Genomic DNA, 17,111 nt, shown 5'->3' on the forward strand with positions numbered 1-17,111 from the left:
GCCCCGATCATCAGGAAATACACATATGATTAAAGTCGGACTTCTAGGCGCAGGTCGCATCGCTGGTGTGCACGCAACCGCCATTTCTTCGCACCCGGGCAGCGAACTGGCTGCGGTATCGGATTACTTCCCCGAAGCGGCGCAGAAACTGGCGTCGCAATACGGCACGGTTGCCCGCACGACCGAGGAAATTATTGCTGACGACAGCATCGACGCGGTTCTGATCGCCACCTCGACCGACACACACTCGGATCTGATCGAGGCCGCAACTGCGGCTGGTAAGGCCGTGTTGTGCGAAAAGCCCGTGGACCTGAGCCTTGAGCGCGCGCAGGCCTGTCAGGTGGCGGTCGCCAAAACCGACCGTCCCGTCATGATCGGCTTCAACCGCCGCTTTGATCCGAACTTCGGTGCATTGAAAAATGCGCTCGTCGCTGGCGAAATCGGCAAGGCCGAACTTCTGTCGATCACATCCTTCGATCCGGCCCCGCCGCCGCTTGAGTATGTGAAGGTTTCGGGCGGTCTGTTCCGCGACATGATGATCCATGACTTCGACATGGCGAATTTCATTATGGGCGATCTGCCTGTGTCCGTCACAGCCGTTGGCACATCCATCGTCGATCCGGCTATTGGTGATGCAGGCGATGTGGACACAGCTGCGGTTACACTGACCTATGCAGATGGGCGCATTGCGGTGATCAAAAACTCGCGCCGTGCGGTCTATGGCTATGATCAGCGTGTTGAACTGCTGGGATCCGAGGGCCTTCTGCAAGCGCAGAACATGCTGGAAAATACTGTGGTCAAAAGCACGACTGCGGGCGTGACCGGTGCTAAGCCGACCTACTTCTTCCTTGAGCGCTATATGCCTGCCTATGCGGCGGAATGGGCGGCGTTTGTCGAGGCGTTGACCAACGGTGGCGCGCTGCCCGTGACACTGGCAGACGGCGTAGCCGCGCTGGCCATGGCCGAAGCGGCAACACGGTCGGCCAAAACCGGTGCGCCAGTGATGATGGCTAATATTCTGTCCTAAAACTTCCGCGCCGGACGGCGGGTTTCGTCCGGCGCGACACTTTGGTCGGCTTGCTCATCGCCGCCTTTCGGGACAAGGTTCACCTGACTAATCCGGTGACTGTGTCCATGCTTCGTTTTCTTCTGTCTTTCTGGCTGTTTGCCGCGCCTGCTTGGGCTGCGGACCTGACCGTGTTTGTTGCCGCCAGCATGGGCGATGTGCTGGGCGAGGCGGCGGATGTTTGGGAAGACAAAACAGGCCAGCATGTCACCATCGCCCCAGCAGGAAGTTCGGTTCTGGCCCGCCAGATCGCGGCTGGCGCGCCTGCCGACATCTTTGTGTCTGCAAGCCCAGAATGGATGGATTGGCTGGATCAGAAGGGGATGATCGCGCCTGATACGCGGCGCGATCTGGCGGCGAATGCATTGGTTTTGATCGGGCATGGTTCGGGCGAAGCGGGTGATATGCCCACGGACATTGCGGCACTTCTGCCCGACGATACACGGCTGGCCATGGCGCTGGTCGATGCGGTGCCTGCGGGTATCTACGGCAAGGCGGCGCTGGCGCATCTGGGGCAATGGGATGCCTTGGCTCCACGTGTGGCGCAGACGGATAACGTGCGGTCTGCGCTTGCCTTGGTTGCGCTGGGTGAGGCGCCGTTGGGCATCGTCTATGCCACCGATGCAGCCTCGGATGACCGTGTCCATGTGGTTGCGCAGTTCCCCGAAGATAGCCATCCGCCCATCACCTATCCTGCCGCTATCACAGCCGATGCGTTGAACGCTGATGCGGCGCGGGCGTTTCTGGAATGGCTGGCAAGTGCCGAAGGTCAGGCGCTTTTTGCCCGATACGGCTTTGTTCCTGTGACCGAGTAAGCTAAGCAATCATCATGGATTACCTAGGACAAGAGGCATGGCAGGCGGTGGCGCTGTCGCTCAAGGTGGCCTTCTGGGCCACGGTCCTTAGCTTGCCTTTGGGGATTGTAACGGCCTACGCGCTGGCGCGGGGGCGGTTTGTGGGGCGTCAGATATTGAACGGTCTTGTGCTGGTGCCACTGATCATGCCGCCGGTGGTGACAGGCTATCTGTTGTTGCTTACATTCGGGCGGCAGGGGCCGGTTGGCGGGCTGCTTTATGACTGGTTCGGGGTGACATTGGCGTTTCGCTGGACAGGCGCGGCGCTGGCGGCGGCGATTATGGCGTTCCCGCTGATGGTGCGTGCGATCCGGTTGGCGATCGAGGCTGTGGACCCGAAACTGGAAGACGCGGCTGCCACATTAGGCGCATCACGGCTGCGCGTGTTTTGCACAGTCACCCTGCCGCTGATCGCACCGGGGATCATCGCAGGGGCAGTGATGGCCTTTGCCAAAGCGGTCGGTGAATTCGGCGCAACGATTACTTTCGTGTCGAACATCCCCGGCCAGACCCAGACGATCCCGTCAGCCATCTATGCCTTCCTGCAAGTGCCCGGCGGCGAAAACGCGGCGCTGACGCTGGTGGTGATTTCCATCACGCTGGCTTTGGGCGCAGTTGCCCTGTCGGAATGGCTGGCGCGTCGTGTGGCACATAGGATTTCCGGCAAATGACGCTGTCGGTGAACATAAAACGCCGCCTTGGCGATTTCGCCCTGGACGTCAGTTTCGACGCGCCGGACGGGGTGACCGTTCTGTTCGGTCGCTCTGGGTCGGGCAAAACATCGGTGGTGAACGTGGTTGCCGGTTTGCTGCGACCCGATGAGGGGCGGATCGCTTTGCATGACCGCGTGCTGTTTGATGCAGGCGCGGGCGTCGATGTGCCGGTTCACAAACGCCGTCTTGGCTATGTCTTCCAAGAAGCACGGCTGTTCCCGCATATGTCGGTGCGCGACAACCTGCTTTATGGGCGCAAGGCTTCGGGCCTGAAGGGGCAGGGTGATCTTCGCCGCGTGGCCCAGATGCTGGGGATCGAGGGCCTGTTGGACCGTCGCCCCGCGCGACTGTCGGGCGGCGAAGCGCAGCGCGTGGCGATTGGCCGTGCCTTGTTGTCCGAGCCCGAAATCCTGTTGATGGACGAACCGCTGGCCGCGCTTGATGCGCCGCGCAAGGCGGAAATCTTGCCCTATCTGGAACGCCTGCGCGCCGAAAGCGGCTGTCCGATCATCTACGTCAGCCACAATCTGGCCGAGGTCGCACGGCTTGCGACCCATCTGGTGGTTCTGGAAGACGGCAAGGTTCTGAAGGACGGTGCTGTCAGTGATCTGCTGTCCGATCCGTCGATGGTCCGCGTCTTTGGTGTGCGCGATGCGGGTTCGGTCCTGACCGCGCAGGTCGTGGATCATGCCGATGATGGTGTGACGGAACTGAAAGTATCTGGCGGAACGCTTTGGCTGCCCACAGTGCCAGCCGAGGTTGGTAGCCACTTGCGCGTGCGCATTCTGGCACAAGAAGTTTTGATCGCGGCGGACCGGCCTGTTGGATTGTCGGCGCTGAACGTCCTGCCGGTGACTGTGCTGTCGATGAAACGTGGCGACGGGCCGGGTGTGATCGTGCAGCTAAAAGCAGGCGATGACACGCTTCTGGCGCGTGTCACACGGCGCAGTGCGGATGCCTTGGGCCTGCATGAAGGGGGCACATGTTTCGCCGTTCTCAAATCCGTGGCGGTGGCTCCGGCTGACGTGGGTGGGGGCTTGCAGTCAGGGTGAGAGCGCGTAAGGTCCGCCGCAAACACCAATAAGGAGCGCCCCCATGAAAATGCGACCGCTGGGAAGCACAGGCATCGAAGTTTCCGAACTCTGCCTTGGCACCATGACTTTCGGCAACCAGACACCCGCCGAAGAGGGCCACGCACAAATCGAATATGCCTTTGATCATGGCGTGAATTTCATGGACACGGCCGAGATGTATCCGGTCAATCCGGTCAAGGCCGAAACCGTCGGCAACACCGAGGCGATCATCGGCGACTGGTTCGAAAAGACGGGACGCCGCAATGACTGGATCCTAGCGACCAAGCTGACCGGTCCCAGCCAGTTGGTCCGCGACGGGGCACCCATGTCGCCGGACACCATGCGCGCCGCGCTGGAAGGGTCGCTGAAGCGTCTGAAAACCGATGTGATCGACCTTTATCAGCTGCACTGGCCGAACCGTGGCAGCTATGGCTTCCGTCAGAACTGGAAATACGATCCGTCCAAACAGAACCGCGAAGACAACCTTCAGCACATGGCGGATATGTTGGGTGCGCTTCAGGATGAAATCACACGCGGTACCATCCGCCACATTGGCCTGTCGAATGAATCCGCTTGGGGCCTGACCAACTGGATCCGCGTCGCGGAAAAGATGGGCGGCCCGCGTATGGAAACGGTTCAGAACGAATATTCGCTGATGTACCGGATGGCTGACACCGATCTGGCCGAGGCGCTGATCAACGAAGGCGCGGGCCTTCTGCCCTATTCGCCGCTGGGTGCCGGCCTGTTGTCGGGCAAATACCAGAACGGTGCGTTGCCGGAAGGCAGCCGGATGGCGATCAACGGTGATCTGGGCGGGCGCAAGACCGACCGGGCGTTCCTTGCGGTGGATGCCTACCTTGAGGTGGCCAAGAAGTTCGGGATTGATCCGGTGCACATGGCGTTTGCTTGGTCTGCGCGTCGTCCGTTTGTGTCTTCGTCGATCTTCGGCGCGACCACGATGGAGCAATTGAAAGTCGCGCTTGCCTCTGCGGATGTCGAGTTGTCCGAAGAACTGCTGACAGCGCTGGACGAGACGCACAAACAGCATCCTTTCCCCTTCTGATCGGGTTTAAACATGGAATTGTGGATCGTCTTTGCCATCGCCGCGGCGCTGTTTCAGACGATCCGCTTTATGTTACAAAAGGTGCTGAGCACAGGAACGCTTAGCACCGCAGGCGCTACCATTGCGCGGTTTGCCTATGCGATGCCTGCGGCTTTGGTTCTGACCAGCGGCTATCTGTTTTACACTGGTCAATCTGTGCCAGCTTTGGGCGGTGTTTTCTGGCCCTACGCCTTGGCTGGTGCCATCGGCCAGATTATGGCGACGCTGTGCGTGGTGGCCCTGTTCCGGCAGCGTAATTTCGCAGTCGGTATCACCTTCAAGAAAACCGAAGTGATCCAGACCGCGCTGGCTGGCTGGATCGTGCTTTCCGAACCTTTAAGCGGCTACGGCTGGCTGGCGATCCTGATCGGGCTGGTTGGCGTTCTGATCCTGTCCGACACGCCAAATACCAACGGCTCCTTCCGCGAACGGTTCCTGACGCGGGCGGTGGCGCTGGGTCTGTTGTCGGGCGCGTTTTTCGCCATGGCGGCCATCGGCTATCGCGGTGCGACGCTTCAGGTTGCCAGCGATGATCCCATCATCCGCGCAGGTGTTTCGCTTGTTCTGGTGACCCTTTCCCAAACAGTGATGATGGGGCTGTGGATGCGGTTCAAACAGCCGGGTGAACTGACCCGTGTCTGGCAGGCGCGGCGCACGGCGGTCTGGGTGGGTATCACTTCCATGGCGGGCAGTTTCGGCTGGTTCGTTGCCTTTACCCTGCAAACCGCCGCCTATGTTCAGGCCGTGGGTCAGATCGAACTGATCTTTTCGATCATGGCCTCGACCCTTTTCTTCAAGGAAAAGATCACGGCCAAGGAGATCGCGGGTATCGCGGTCCTGACCCTGTCGATTTTGATGCTGATCCTGATCCTGTGACGGTTCGATCTGCGTCCGACACAAGCCCAACTTCTTGACCTTAAGCGCGCTCTGTTGCATGGCGCGTCCCATGTCAGAGAAAAAGCACCCCTCGGGCGCCCCGTGGCGCAATTTCTATGGTCGGTTCAAGGGCAAGACCCTGAGACCGAAGCAGGAAGAATATCTGGAAAACGATCTGGCGGCTCTGTCCCCCGGAGCGGTCGGTTGGGACGTAAACCCTGACCGCGAAAAGCTGGATATCGACGCGTTGTTCGGTGGTCGGCCCTTGTGGCTGGAGATCGGCTTTGGCGGTGGTGAACATCTGGTGCATCAAGCCAAGAACAATCCGGACAAAGGGTTTATCGGGTGTGAACCGTTTATCAACGGCGTCGCGATGCTGTTGGGCAAGGTGAAGGACGCAGGGCTGGATAACCTTCGTATCCATCCCGGCGATGCGCGTGACCTGTTCGACGTGCTGCCCGATGGTGTGGTTGAGAAGGCATTCCTGCTCTATCCCGACCCATGGCCCAAAAAGCGCCATCACCGTCGGCGCTTTGTCACGCAAGAACATCTGGAGCCCTTGCATCAGGTGATGCGGGAAGGAGCCGAGTTCCGTGTTGCGACGGACATTCCCGACTATGTGCGCCAGACCATGTTAGAAGTGCCGAAAGCCGGTTTCGAATGGCTGGCCGAAGGCCCGTCCGACTGGCGTGACCCGTGGGATGATTGGCTGTCGACACGGTATGAGCAGAAGGCGCTCCGCGAAGGCCGCACGCCCCATTATATGACGTTCCGCCGGACCTGAGGTGGCTGGGGGCTTTGCCCCCTTGGCCTTTGGCCAATTTCCCCAAGGTATTTGTGGAAAGAAAATACAATGGTTTGGGCTTGATCGCGGCTTTTGTCGCGTTTGAGGGCCGTGGAAGGTGTGGACCTTGCGCGGCGGGACAAGTATCAAACCGCGACTGATGAATAAGGAAGGTTTCTATGTCGAGCCACGGCCCCGCCACTCCTATGTCTGCACATAAATCCTCGGGTCTGTCCGGTGAGGCGCATGTCCCCGGTGACAAGTCGATTTCACACCGTTCGTTGATCTTTGGCGCGATGGCTGTGGGCGAGACCCGCGTGACCGGCCTTTTGGAAGGTCAGGACGTGCTGGATACGGCCAAGGCGATGCGGTCCTTTGGTGCCGATGTGGAAAAGCAGGGCGACACTTGGGTCGTGCATGGCGTGGGTGTCGGTGGTTTTGCCGAGCCCGATCACGTGATCGATTGCGGCAACTCTGGCACTGGCGTGCGCCTGATCATGGGCGCGATGGCGACCTGTCCGATTGCGGCGACGTTCACAGGTGATGCCAGCCTGAACAAACGCCCCATGGCGCGTGTGACCGATCCTTTGGCGCTGTTCGGGGCACGGTCCTATGGCCGGTCAGGTGGCCGTTTGCCGATGACGATCATCGGTGCGGAAAACCCTGTGCCCGTGACCTACACCACGCCGGTGCCGTCCGCGCAGGTGAAGTCGGCTGTTCTGTTGGCGGGTCTGAATGCGCCGGGGCAGACCGTGGTGATCGAACGCGAAGCTACACGCGATCACTCCGAGCGGATGTTGGCGGGCTTTGGTGCACAGATCGTGACCGAAGATACCGATGAGGGCCACGTTATTACGCTGACCGGCCAACCCGAGCTGAAACCGCAGACCATCATCGTGCCGCGCGATCCGTCCTCGGCGGCGTTCCCTGTCTGCGCGGCGCTGATCACCGAAGGATCGGATGTGTTGGTGCCGAACATCGGCCTGAACCCGACGCGCGCGGGGCTGTTCTATACTCTACAGGACATGGGCGCTGATCTGACGTTTGAAAACATGCGCGAAGAGGGCGGCGAACCTGTCGCCGATCTGCGCGCCAAGTATTCTCCCGATCTGAAGGGCATCGAGGTGCCGGCAGAACGTGCGGCGTCGATGATCGACGAATATCCTGTGCTGTCCGTCGTTGCGGCCTTTGCCGAGGGCAAAACCTATATGCCGGGCGTGAAAGAGCTGCGCGTCAAGGAAAGCGACCGGATCGATGCGATGGCTACCGGCCTTCGTGCGGCGGGTGTGGACGTGGATGAGGGCGAGGACTGGTGGACTGTTCATGGCCGTGGCTTTGGCGACGTTGCCGGTGGTGTCACGGTGAAAACCCATCTGGATCACCGCATTGCGATGTCCTTCCTTGTGATGGGCTTTGCAACGAATGCGCCGATGACGGTTGATGACTCGGGTCCGATTTCCACATCCTTCCCGATCTTCGAAAGCCTGATGACCCAGTTGGGTGCCAAGCTGACACAGTAAGGGTTGAAGGGTAGGGGGCGACCATGGCGTTTACGATTGCAATCGACGGACCTGCGGCAGCGGGGAAGGGAACGATCAGTAAGGCTGTGGCAGCCCACTATGGCTTTGCCCATCTGGACACGGGCCTGTTGTACCGCGCCGTCGGCAAGCAGGTTCTGACCGGTACTGCGGCAATTGAGGCCGCGCAGAATCTACGTGCCGAGGATTTGCAAGCCGACGATCTGCGCACGCCCGAGGTGGCGCAGGCCGCGTCCAAGGTTGCTGTGATCCCCGAAGTGCGTGCGGCACTGGTAGATTTCCAGCGGGTTTTTGCCCGCCGGTCGGGCGGTGCGGTTCTGGACGGGCGCGATATCGGGACGGTGATCTGTCCGGATGCCGAGGCCAAGCTGTTCGTCACGGCCTCTGCCGAAATCCGTGCTGATCGCCGGTTCCGCGAATTGGTGGCAAACGGGCTGCGTGTGGATTTCGAAACGGTTTTGGATGATGTGCGCCAACGTGATGCCCGAGATATGGGGCGCAAGGATGCGCCGCTGCGTCCTGCCGATGACGCCATTCAGATTGATACGTCCGAGCTGTCCATTGATGAGGCCATCGCAACGGCTATTCGGGAAATCGACGCGCGCCGCGCAGGCTGAATTCCGGTCGGAATTGGTGCGTTAGTTCGCGTCCTTGGGGCTGCGCATGATGCGCTTGGCCGCCAACATCACGGCAAGAACCACAGCCAAACCCAACATTTTGCTTCCAAAGAACACGACCAGATCCGTTGACGGCGGTGTCGTGTATGGATGTGTGCCTGCCAGAATGTGCGTTGCTAGGGTTTCGACCATCGCGATCATGATGCTTCCCGACGCAAGGATGCGCCAGCCTGAAGGCGTATTGAGCATCTCAATATGGGGGACAGGGGATGCCCAGTCGAAAAGCATGAAGATCACTGGCGCGGCCGTAAGCAGGATCAGCATGACCAAGCCATTTTCGAAATGCAGCCCAAGGATGGTCTGGCTTGTGGCATCAAGAACCAAGGCTGCGGGGGCAAAGAAGATTATGGATTTAAAACCTGCCAAATAGGCCCCCAGCACGCGCAGGCCAAAGGTCAGGCAAATGATCGGTATTTCGACTTGTGCCGCCGTATCTGCGCGGAATGTTGTGTAGGGGATAAGAGCCTGTTCGATCAGCGACGCAAACAAAAGGAAAAAGCTGAAAACCGCTATTTGAAGCAGGGTTTCCAAAATGCTGGTTTGCTTTTTGGTCGCGTCGAAATCAGACATGGCGCCTCCTATCGGGTTCGGGCGCGGAAATGAAAACAATAAAAAAACTGATCAGCAGAGCTTTGCTGATCAGTTTCAATTTCTAGTAGATTTCTGCCAAAGCGCCTAGTGTTTTTCAGGCACGGGGGCTTTCTGACGGAAGCACATAAGTGCCCAAAGGCAGATCATCCGACTGAATCACCAACCCTTTGTCCAACAAACGGCGCAAGGTGCGGTGAAAAGTAGGTTGAGAAATCCGAGAAACCGTCGGATGTGCACGTACTTTGTCTGTTGTGCAGACATAACCAACATCGGCGCGTTCAGCGGCATTCGCGTAAAATGCCAACAAAATGTCCCGTTCATTCGAGCTTAGGCTATCCAGCCCAAGATCCCGTTCCATGGAGCTAAGCAGATCCCTCAACTGTGCGACCTGTGTCCAGATACCCATTACCATAACCCAACCTACGTTACTAATTCATAGTCACTTTGATAACTTAGGTTGGGCGGGTCTATCAATCTATCCGTATGGTTAGATTGGGGAGAAAAAGTATGGCGTGTTTTACGAGAAAAACTCGCCCTTTAGGCGAAGGTTTGTGTTTCGGCAGGCAAGGCCCATTCCGCGGAGCAGTTCAGAGTCACTGATCGGCATCCGCAATGAACAGTCGGCAATGGCGCGGCGTTCTAACGTCGTGTCATTATGATGGAAGTGGCTAGAAACGATAATCGTTGTCAGCCCCGGACTTGCGCGCCGCAAGTGCAACAGCTTCGGAACCGCGTCGCCATCGCTAGGCAGTGTGTCGAGGTCCATTACAAAGATACTTTTCAGTCCGTCAGCATACTTTGCACAGCGCAGCGCGCTTCTGGGTTGATCGATGATGCTCAGTGCCTCGAAATGCGCGGACAGGCGTGTCAGGGCGTTTTCGATGGCGGATCCGGGTTCGGACATGACCAGAACCTCTTTGTCCCAGAGGCTGCGCTCCCAATCAATTTGATCATATCTTTGGTGCGTGTTGTGTTGTGGCGCCGGGGCGGTTGAATTCTGCGGTGAAGGAACCTCTTTCGGTTCTATCATGATGTCTGTGAAAATGGTGCCGTAATCATTAAAACCGAAGAAATTATTCTCGAACTTCATAGCGAGTTCTCCTTCGACTTTGAGTTGTATGTAGATATTAAAGTGAGCGCATTCAGTTTGACTATCAAGGGCTACTATTGGTGTAAAAACAACAAAAAAGATAAACAATTTGTTTCCGGAACCAAATGTAATGGCGAGAAATGGCTGGTGTTTTCGCCGGTGAAGGCCGAAATAGGCGGAAAACCCAAGTTTTCTTGACGAAATCGCACTTACCCTTGCCACACAGTAAAGAGGCAGGTATATCGCGCGCGTCGACAAGGCGTAAACGCAGCAACACAGATGATCGAGCGGGGTCGAATACCATCGGCCCTTTTTTGTGTTCAGCAGCGTCTGAAGTGACCAACCCCAAGACCGGTGGAGACAACCACCCGGCCAGATAAACCGAAGTTAAAGGAAACCAGAGACCACATGGCTCAGAACGCATCTATGGAGGAATTCGAAGCCCTCCTTAACGAAAGCTTCGAAATGGACACACCCGAAGAGGGTTCTGTCGTTAAAGGTAAAGTCATTGCTGTAGAAGCTGGCCAAGCCATCATCGACGTAGGCTACAAAATGGAAGGCCGCGTTGATCTTAAAGAATTCGCAAACCCTGGCGAAGCTCCCGAAATTTCCGTTGGTGACGAAGTAGAAGTCTTCCTTCGTTCCGCAGAAAACGCCCGTGGCGAAGCTGTCATTTCCCGTGAAATGGCGCGCCGTGAAGAGGCATGGGACCGTCTGGAAAAAGCATACGCAGACGATGCACGCGTCGAAGGCGCGATCTTCGGCCGCGTCAAAGGCGGCTTCACAGTCGACCTGGGCGGCGCAGTTGCCTTCCTTCCCGGTTCGCAGGTTGACGTTCGCCCCGTGCGCGACGCTGGTCCGCTGATGGGTCTGAAGCAGCCGTTCCAGATCCTGAAAATGGACCGTCGTCGTGGCAACATCGTTGTATCGCGTCGTGCGATCCTCGAAGAGTCCCGCGCGGAACAGCGTGCAGAAGTTATCGGCAACCTGTCCGAAGGTCAGGCAGTCGAGGGTGTGGTCAAGAACATCACCGAATACGGTGCATTCGTTGACCTGGGCGGCGTTGACGGCCTGCTGCACGTCACAGACATGGCATGGCGCCGTGTGAACCACCCGTCCGAGATCCTGACAATCGGCGAAACCGTCAAGGTTCAGGTTATCAAGATCAACAAAGAAACACACCGCATCAGCCTCGGCATGAAGCAGCTGCAGGAAGATCCGTGGGATCTGGTTGCTGCGAAATACCCGCTGGAATCGGTACACACCGGTCGCGTCACCAACATCACCGACTACGGTGCATTTGTTGAGCTGGAGCCGGGCGTTGAAGGTCTGGTCCACGTCTCCGAGATGTCCTGGACCAAGAAAAACGTCCACCCGGGCAAAATCGTGTCCACTTCGCAAGAAGTCGAAGTCATGGTTCTGGAAATCGATGGCGCCAAGCGTCGCGTTTCCCTTGGTCTCAAGCAGACCATGCGCAACCCGTGGGAAGTCTTTGCAGAGACACACCCTGCCGGCACCGTTGTCGAAGGCGAAGTCAAGAACATCACCGAATTCGGTCTGTTCATCGGCCTCGAAGGCGAGATCGACGGCATGGTTCACCTCTCCGACCTGTCCTGGGACGAGCGTGGCGAAGATGCGATCCAGAACTACCGCAAAGGCGACATGGTTCAGGCCGTTGTTTCCGAAGTCGACACCGACAAGGAACGCATCTCTCTGTCCATCAAAAACCTGGGCGGCGACAAGTTCGCTGACGCCGTTGGCGGCGTGAAGCGCGGTTCGATCATCACTGTTGAAGTTACAGCAATCGAAGACGGTGGCGTAGAAGTCGAATACGAAGGCATGAAATCGTTCATCCGTCGTTCCGACCTGTCCCGTGACCGTGCCGAACAGCGCCCCGAGCGTTTCTCGGTTGGTGACAAGATCGACGTTCGCGTCACAAACGTTGACTCCAAGACACGTCGTCTGGGTCTGTCGATCAAAGCACGCGAAATCGCAGAAGAGAAAGAAGCGGTGGAACAGTACGGCTCGTCCGACTCCGGCGCATCGCTCGGTGATATTCTGGGCGCAGCTCTGAAGGGCGACGAATAAGTCACCTTCAGCTGATGCTGACAAATAAGAAAGCCCCGTGGTTCGCCACGGGGCTTTTTGCGTCTTTGGTGCTGTTGACCAAGATACCAAGCTGTGGATTGCTCTTCTCTTGAGGGAGATTGCATTCATGGATTTAGGTATTTGGATTACGTTCGTCACGGCCTCGATGGTTTTGTTGATCATCCCCGGGCCGACAATTTTGCTGGTTTTAAGTTATGCCAATAGCCAAGGGCGCAGAACCGCGCTGGCGACGGCGCTTGGCGTGGCTGTGGGGGATTTGATCGCCATGACCGCGTCGTTGGCGGGGCTGGGGGCCTTGGTTCTGGCTTCGGCAACCGCGTTTACGGTGCTGAAATGGATCGGTGCCGCGTACCTTGTCTATCTGGGCGTGAAAATGTTCCGCAGTGCCGAGGGCGCGACACTGGGTGCGCTGGCGCAAACCAGAAATGAAAGCAGGCTGCGGATGTTCGGGCATGCGGCCACGGTCACAGCGTTGAACCCGAAATCCATCGTCTTCTTCATCGCCTTCGTGCCGCAATTTGTCACAGCGGATGGCCCCTTGCTGCCGCAGTTTGCCATTCTGACAGCAACCTTCGTGGCGTTGGCGGGCGGCAACGCGATTATCTACGCGTTGATGGCGGATCGCGTGCGGCAAAAGATTGCCAGACAACATGTGATCAAATGGGTCACACGCGCGGGCGGCACGGCGTTGGTTCTGATGGGCATTGTCACCGCGACAGTCAGGCGGTCGGCCTAAGGACCCGGCGATGGGGGTGTGCGAATCGGCACCATCGCCAAAGGCAATGCCGCAGAGCAGCATCTTGAATAACCTGCCAATTCGTTTGGCAGACCGCCTTTAAGGGCTGTTTTCTGTACGTAATTTCAGCGCTTTCGTCGATTCACACGGTTTTCGAATGCCATATTCGCCCCTATAGTCAGTGACATATAAAAAAGCCACGGGGAGAGGGATGGATGATCAGATCCGAACTCATTCAAAAAATTGCTGACGATAATCCTCATTTGTACCAGCGCGATGTCGAACGCATCGTGAATACCATTTTTGATGAAATTACCGATGCCATGTCGCGTGGTGACCGGGTCGAGCTGCGCGGGTTTGGCGCGTTCTCGGTTAAAAAGCGCGATGCGCGTGTGGGACGGAACCCACGCACGGGCGAGTCTGTTCCTGTCGAGGAAAAGCATGTACCCTTCTTCAAGACGGGCAAATTGCTTCGTGATCGACTGAACGGAAAGTAATCAAATCTATGCGGTATATTCGCTACTTCTTTTTGGGCGCCTTGGCGCTTGTGCTGATTTCGGTGGCTCTGGCCAACCGTGAACTTGTGAACCTGCAACTGCTGCCGACAGGTCTGTCCGATCTGCTGGGCATCCAGCACCAGATTTCCCTGCCGTTGTTCATCGTCATCTTTGGCGGTGTCATCGCGGGTCTGCTGGTCGGGTTTGTTTGGGAATGGCTGCGTGAACACAAGCACCGTGCAGAAGCGGCACGCAAAGGCACCGAGGTTCGCCAGTTGCAGCGCGAACTCAAGCGCACCCAGAAAGAACGCGATAAGGATAAGGACGAAGTGCTGGCGATCCTGGATCAAGCCAGCTGAAGTCCACAGCGGGTCAGGGGCGCAGACGATGCGCCCCTTTTCCGTTTTGCATTGACCCCATCGGGTCTGCGCCCCATCTGACACCAATCATCTGAAAGAGCAGCCCAGTCATGGCCGACGTGCGCGTAAAAATTTGTGGTCTGAAACGCCCCGAAGAGGTGATCGCCGCCGCCGAGGCGGGCGCAGCCTATTGCGGGTTTGTCTTCTTTCCCAAATCGCCCCGCAACGTGACAATCGAACAGGCGGCGGAACTGGCTTTGGCCGCGCCCATCGGTCTGGCCAAGGTCGCTTTGGTCGTCGATCCGGATGATGCGCTTTTAGATCAGATCACGGCCAAGGTGCCGCTGGATATGATCCAGCTACACGGCAAGGAAACGCCCGAGCGTGTGCGTCAGGTGAAATCCCGCTACGGCCTGCCGGTGATGAAGGCTGTTGGGATCGCCAGCGCAGAGGACGTGGAAAAGCTTGATCCTTACGAGGATGTGGCGGACCAGATCCTTGTGGATGCGAAAAAGCCTAAAGATGGGGAACTGCCGGGTGGGAATGGTCTGGCTTTTGATTGGCGGCTGATCGCGGGTCGCGCATGGCGCGCGCCTTGGATGCTGGCCGGTGGTCTGACACCTGAAAACGTTGCGCAGGCTGTCGCGCTGACAGGGGCCCGTCAGGTGGATTTGTCGTCTGGGGTGGAAAGCGCGCCGGGTGTCAAAGACATCAGCAAATTCGCGCCGTTCATTCGCGCGGCGCAGGCCGATGCCCCGCCGCGCCTGTAACGCTTAGTCCAACAACGCCAGAACGTTTTCCGGTGGTCGCCCGATCGCGGCCTTGTCGCCTGCAAAGGCGATGGGGCGTTCGATCAGTTTCGGCGTTGCCACCATCGCGGCGATCAACTCGGCGTCGTCGCTGTCTTTGGTCAGGCCCGTGTCTTTGAACTCGACCTCTTTGGTGCGCATCATCTGGATGGGCGTGATGCCCAACGTATCCAGCGCGGCCTTGATCTCGGCCTCAGTTGGCGCGTCTTCCAGATATTTGCGCACGCTGACGTCAGCGCCGCGTTCTTCCAGCAGCGCAAGCGCCTGACGGGATTTCGAACAACGGGGGTTATGCCAAAGGGTTATAGCCATGCGTCACGTCCTGTTCCGATCACTTCTTCGACCGAGTTGAATCCGTTTTTCGCCAGACGATCATCCAGACCTTCGACGATCTCTTGGACCAGCGACAGACCGCCATAAACCAGCGCTGTGTATAACTGGACGGCGGACGCGCCTGCGCGCAGCTTTTGGTAGGCTTGCTCGGCCGAACCGATACCGCCGACGCCGATCAACGGAATGTCGCCTTCGGTCAGTTGCGACAGGCGGGCCAGAACGCGGGTCGATTTGTCGAACAGTGGCTGACCGGACAAACCACCCATCTGATCGCTGTGCTGCGATTTCAGACCATCGCGCGACAGTGTGGTGTTGGTGGCGATGATCCCGTCGATGCCTGTGGCGCGGGCGACTTCGGCCACGTCTTTGAAGCCGTCATCGTCCAGATCGGGCGCGATTTTCAGGAAGACGGGAATGCGGCGTTCCAGCCCGTTGCGCGCGTCCAGAACGCCGCCCAGCAGCGCCGTTAGGGCGTCTTTGCCTTGCAGGTCGCGCAGCTTTTCGGTGTTGGGCGAGCTGACGTTGACCGTTGCGAAATCAAGGTAGGGGCCGCAGCGGGTCAGAACGGTCGCGAAATCGGCTGCGCGGTCTTCGCTGTCTTTGTTGGCGCCAAGGTTCAGGCCCAGCACCATTTCAGACGGGCGCTTTTCCAAACGGGCCGCGATGGCGTGCATACCTTGGTTGTTGAAGCCGAACCGGTTGATCGCGGCTTTGTCTTCGCTCAGGCGATAAAGGCGGGGCTTCGGGTTGCCTTCTTGCGGGCGGGGGGTGGCGGCGCCCACCTCGACAAAGCCGAAACCGGCGCGGGCCAGACCGCGCAGCGCCTCGGCGTTCTTGTCGAAACCGGCGGCCAGACCAACGGGGTTGGGCAGGCCCAGACCCGCCACCTGACAGCGCAGCCGGTCCGATGTCAAAAGCCCGGGCGAGGGCGCGACACCGGCCTGAAGGGCTTTGATGGCCAGCCCGTGGGCGGCTTCCGGATCGATCTGGTGCATGGCTTTCAGGCCAAGCTGTTCAAAGAATTTCATGCGAATTGGTCTTTCGTTTCGGACGGGGCGCAGCGGATCAGGCGGGAGGTCAGAACCGCAGCCTGACGGTGAATCACCGCGCGTTGATAGTCGGGGTCTTTTACCATGGCCAGAAAGGCGTGGGCATCGGGATAGCGGGCGATGAACATAAAGTCCCACTGCTCATCTGGTGGGCCGATCAAGGTGGCCTGATAGGCCCCGCGCCACAGGATCGATCCGCCAACGCGTTTCAAAACCGGCGCGCTGTCGCGGCCATAGTTTTCATAGGCCTGATGGCCGGTCAGGCTGTCGGCGGCCAAAGGATGGTCAGCGGGGTATGCCGCCTGATCCCGAACACGCACAAGGTTCAGCATTTCAATCGGGTGATCGCGGGGCAGCGATTTGAAAAGCTCGAACTGGGGGCGGTCCGGATCAATGTAGGTCATGCGAACCCTTCGGGAAATTCGTGGCCATCCGCACCGAGGGGCAGGGGTTTCGCCCAGAGCGCCTGATCATGGCGCAAGGGGGCGTAAAGATGCGGGAACAGTTGGTCGTTGCGGGACTTTTCCCACTTCATGGCTTCGCCCAATTGTTCGCTGTCGTAAGCCAGAAGCATCAGGTTTTCCTCACCAGCGAAGTGTTTGGCCGCAGTTTCGCGGGCCTGTTCGGCAGTGGAAAAATGGATGTAGCCATCGGCCACGTCGACGGGCGCACCTTGGGTTTCGCCAAGGTTCTGCAGGTCTGCCCATTCGGCAGCGCGGAGAATTTTATAGATCAGCATAGGATGGTGATGCCGCCTTGATCGCGCGGGGTCAAGCGGGCGCACGCGTGGCAGTCAATCTGCCTGTTGTCATAGCAGTGTCATGGAAATCCGACATTTGACCGTAAGGTAAACTT

21 protein-coding genes are annotated in these 17,111 nt (G+C 58.3%); 14 read left to right on the forward strand and 7 right to left on the reverse strand.

Annotation, left to right across the window (positions count from 1 at the left end):
* Positions 1-25: 25 nt before the first annotated feature.
* From iolG to cmk, 9 genes are all read left to right on the forward strand, one after another.
* On the forward strand, positions 26-1,027 hold the full coding sequence (gene iolG, locus C4S59_RS13535) for an inositol 2-dehydrogenase (RefSeq protein ID WP_103911061.1): 1,002 nt from the start codon (positions 26-28) through the stop codon (positions 1,025-1,027).
* Positions 1,028-1,134: 107 nt separating this feature from the next.
* Positions 1,135-1,881: a molybdate ABC transporter substrate-binding protein gene (gene modA, locus C4S59_RS13540; protein WP_103911062.1), complete on the forward strand. Its 747-nt coding sequence runs from the start codon at positions 1,135-1,137 to the stop codon at positions 1,879-1,881.
* 14 nt (positions 1,882-1,895) lie between these two features.
* A complete protein-coding gene (modB, locus tag C4S59_RS13545) occupies positions 1,896-2,591 on the forward strand; it encodes a molybdate ABC transporter permease subunit (RefSeq protein WP_103911063.1) in 696 nt (231 codons plus the stop codon).
* Entirely contained in the window at positions 2,588-3,685 is a 1,098-nt protein-coding gene (modC, locus tag C4S59_RS13550) for a molybdenum ABC transporter ATP-binding protein (RefSeq protein WP_103911064.1), read from the forward strand. Before modB ends, modC begins: the two co-directional genes overlap by 4 nt.
* Before the next feature lie 43 nt (positions 3,686-3,728).
* Positions 3,729-4,769: an aldo/keto reductase gene (locus tag C4S59_RS13555; protein WP_103911065.1), complete on the forward strand. Its 1,041-nt coding sequence runs from the start codon at positions 3,729-3,731 to the stop codon at positions 4,767-4,769.
* A 12-nt stretch (positions 4,770-4,781) separates the two neighbouring features.
* Positions 4,782-5,684, forward strand: coding sequence for a DMT family transporter (locus tag C4S59_RS13560; protein ID WP_103911066.1), 903 nt, complete (start codon positions 4,782-4,784; stop codon positions 5,682-5,684).
* Positions 5,685-5,754: 70 nt separating this feature from the next.
* Complete coding sequence (gene trmB, locus C4S59_RS13565) at positions 5,755-6,468, forward strand: tRNA (guanosine(46)-N7)-methyltransferase TrmB (protein ID WP_103911240.1); 714 nt, start codon at positions 5,755-5,757, stop codon at positions 6,466-6,468.
* A gap of 179 nt (positions 6,469-6,647) precedes the next feature.
* The gene (gene aroA, locus C4S59_RS13570; protein ID WP_103911067.1) at positions 6,648-7,988 is read left to right on the forward strand and encodes a 3-phosphoshikimate 1-carboxyvinyltransferase; all 1,341 of its coding nucleotides are present in this window, start codon (positions 6,648-6,650) and stop codon (positions 7,986-7,988) included.
* Between the two features lie 23 nt (positions 7,989-8,011).
* Positions 8,012-8,623, forward strand: coding sequence for a (d)CMP kinase (gene cmk, locus C4S59_RS13575; RefSeq protein ID WP_103911068.1), 612 nt, complete (start codon positions 8,012-8,014; stop codon positions 8,621-8,623).
* Positions 8,624-8,644: 21 nt separating this feature from the next.
* Here the strand turns inward: cmk and C4S59_RS13580 are convergent, their stop codons facing one another.
* From C4S59_RS13580 to C4S59_RS13590, 3 genes are all read right to left on the reverse strand, one after another.
* A complete protein-coding gene (locus C4S59_RS13580) occupies positions 8,645-9,253 on the reverse strand; it encodes a hypothetical protein (RefSeq protein ID WP_103911069.1) in 609 nt (202 codons plus the stop codon).
* A gap of 115 nt (positions 9,254-9,368) precedes the next feature.
* Positions 9,369-9,680 carry a hypothetical protein gene (locus C4S59_RS13585; RefSeq protein ID WP_146064544.1) on the reverse strand — a complete coding sequence of 104 codons (312 nt, stop codon included), beginning with the start codon at positions 9,678-9,680 and terminating at the stop codon, positions 9,369-9,371.
* Between the two features lie 111 nt (positions 9,681-9,791).
* Positions 9,792-10,364: a hypothetical protein gene (locus C4S59_RS13590; protein WP_103911071.1), complete on the reverse strand. Its 573-nt coding sequence runs from the start codon at positions 10,362-10,364 to the stop codon at positions 9,792-9,794.
* A gap of 354 nt (positions 10,365-10,718) precedes the next feature.
* Here C4S59_RS13590 and rpsA point away from each other — a divergent pair, with 354 nt between their 5' ends.
* The 5 genes from rpsA to C4S59_RS13615 all read left to right on the forward strand — a co-directional run bounded on the left by rpsA (position 10,719) and on the right by C4S59_RS13615 (position 14,835).
* On the forward strand, positions 10,719-12,452 hold the full coding sequence (rpsA, locus tag C4S59_RS13595) for a 30S ribosomal protein S1 (protein WP_268810631.1): 1,734 nt from the start codon (positions 10,719-10,721) through the stop codon (positions 12,450-12,452).
* 127 nt (positions 12,453-12,579) lie between these two features.
* On the forward strand, positions 12,580-13,209 hold the full coding sequence (locus C4S59_RS13600; protein ID WP_103911073.1) for a LysE family translocator: 630 nt from the start codon (positions 12,580-12,582) through the stop codon (positions 13,207-13,209).
* Positions 13,210-13,424: 215 nt separating this feature from the next.
* Positions 13,425-13,706, forward strand: a complete 282-nt coding sequence (ihfB, locus tag C4S59_RS13605) for an integration host factor subunit beta (protein WP_103911074.1) — start codon at positions 13,425-13,427, stop codon at positions 13,704-13,706.
* An 8-nt stretch (positions 13,707-13,714) separates the two neighbouring features.
* Positions 13,715-14,065 carry a LapA family protein gene (locus C4S59_RS13610; protein WP_103911075.1) on the forward strand — a complete coding sequence of 117 codons (351 nt, stop codon included), beginning with the start codon at positions 13,715-13,717 and terminating at the stop codon, positions 14,063-14,065.
* A 110-nt stretch (positions 14,066-14,175) separates the two neighbouring features.
* Complete coding sequence (locus C4S59_RS13615) at positions 14,176-14,835, forward strand: phosphoribosylanthranilate isomerase (RefSeq protein WP_103911076.1); 660 nt, start codon at positions 14,176-14,178, stop codon at positions 14,833-14,835.
* A 3-nt stretch (positions 14,836-14,838) separates the two neighbouring features.
* On the opposite strand, the gene arsC is transcribed toward C4S59_RS13615, so the two are convergent.
* Genes arsC through C4S59_RS13635 form a run of 4 tightly spaced genes read right to left on the reverse strand, consistent with a single transcriptional unit; the run spans position 14,839 to position 16,995 of the window.
* Positions 14,839-15,186 (reverse strand): arsenate reductase (glutaredoxin), encoded by a 348-nt coding sequence (gene arsC / locus C4S59_RS13620; protein ID WP_103911077.1) that lies wholly within the window; start codon positions 15,184-15,186, stop codon positions 14,839-14,841.
* Positions 15,177-16,235, reverse strand: a complete 1,059-nt coding sequence (locus C4S59_RS13625; RefSeq protein WP_103911078.1) for a quinone-dependent dihydroorotate dehydrogenase — start codon at positions 16,233-16,235, stop codon at positions 15,177-15,179. The genes arsC and C4S59_RS13625 overlap by 10 nt, the downstream gene beginning before the upstream one ends.
* Positions 16,232-16,660, reverse strand: a complete 429-nt coding sequence (locus tag C4S59_RS13630) for a DUF1330 domain-containing protein (protein WP_103911079.1) — start codon at positions 16,658-16,660, stop codon at positions 16,232-16,234. Before C4S59_RS13630 ends, C4S59_RS13625 begins: the two co-directional genes overlap by 4 nt.
* The gene (locus C4S59_RS13635; protein WP_103911080.1) at positions 16,657-16,995 is read right to left on the reverse strand and encodes a DUF952 domain-containing protein; all 339 of its coding nucleotides are present in this window, start codon (positions 16,993-16,995) and stop codon (positions 16,657-16,659) included. Before C4S59_RS13635 ends, C4S59_RS13630 begins: the two co-directional genes overlap by 4 nt.
* Positions 16,996-17,111 lie beyond the last annotated feature (116 nt).

Origin of the sequence: Thalassococcus halodurans (genome assembly GCF_900108225.1) — a bacterium.
In the GTDB taxonomy this organism is placed as follows: Bacteria; Pseudomonadota; Alphaproteobacteria; order Rhodobacterales; family Rhodobacteraceae; genus Thalassococcus; species Thalassococcus halodurans.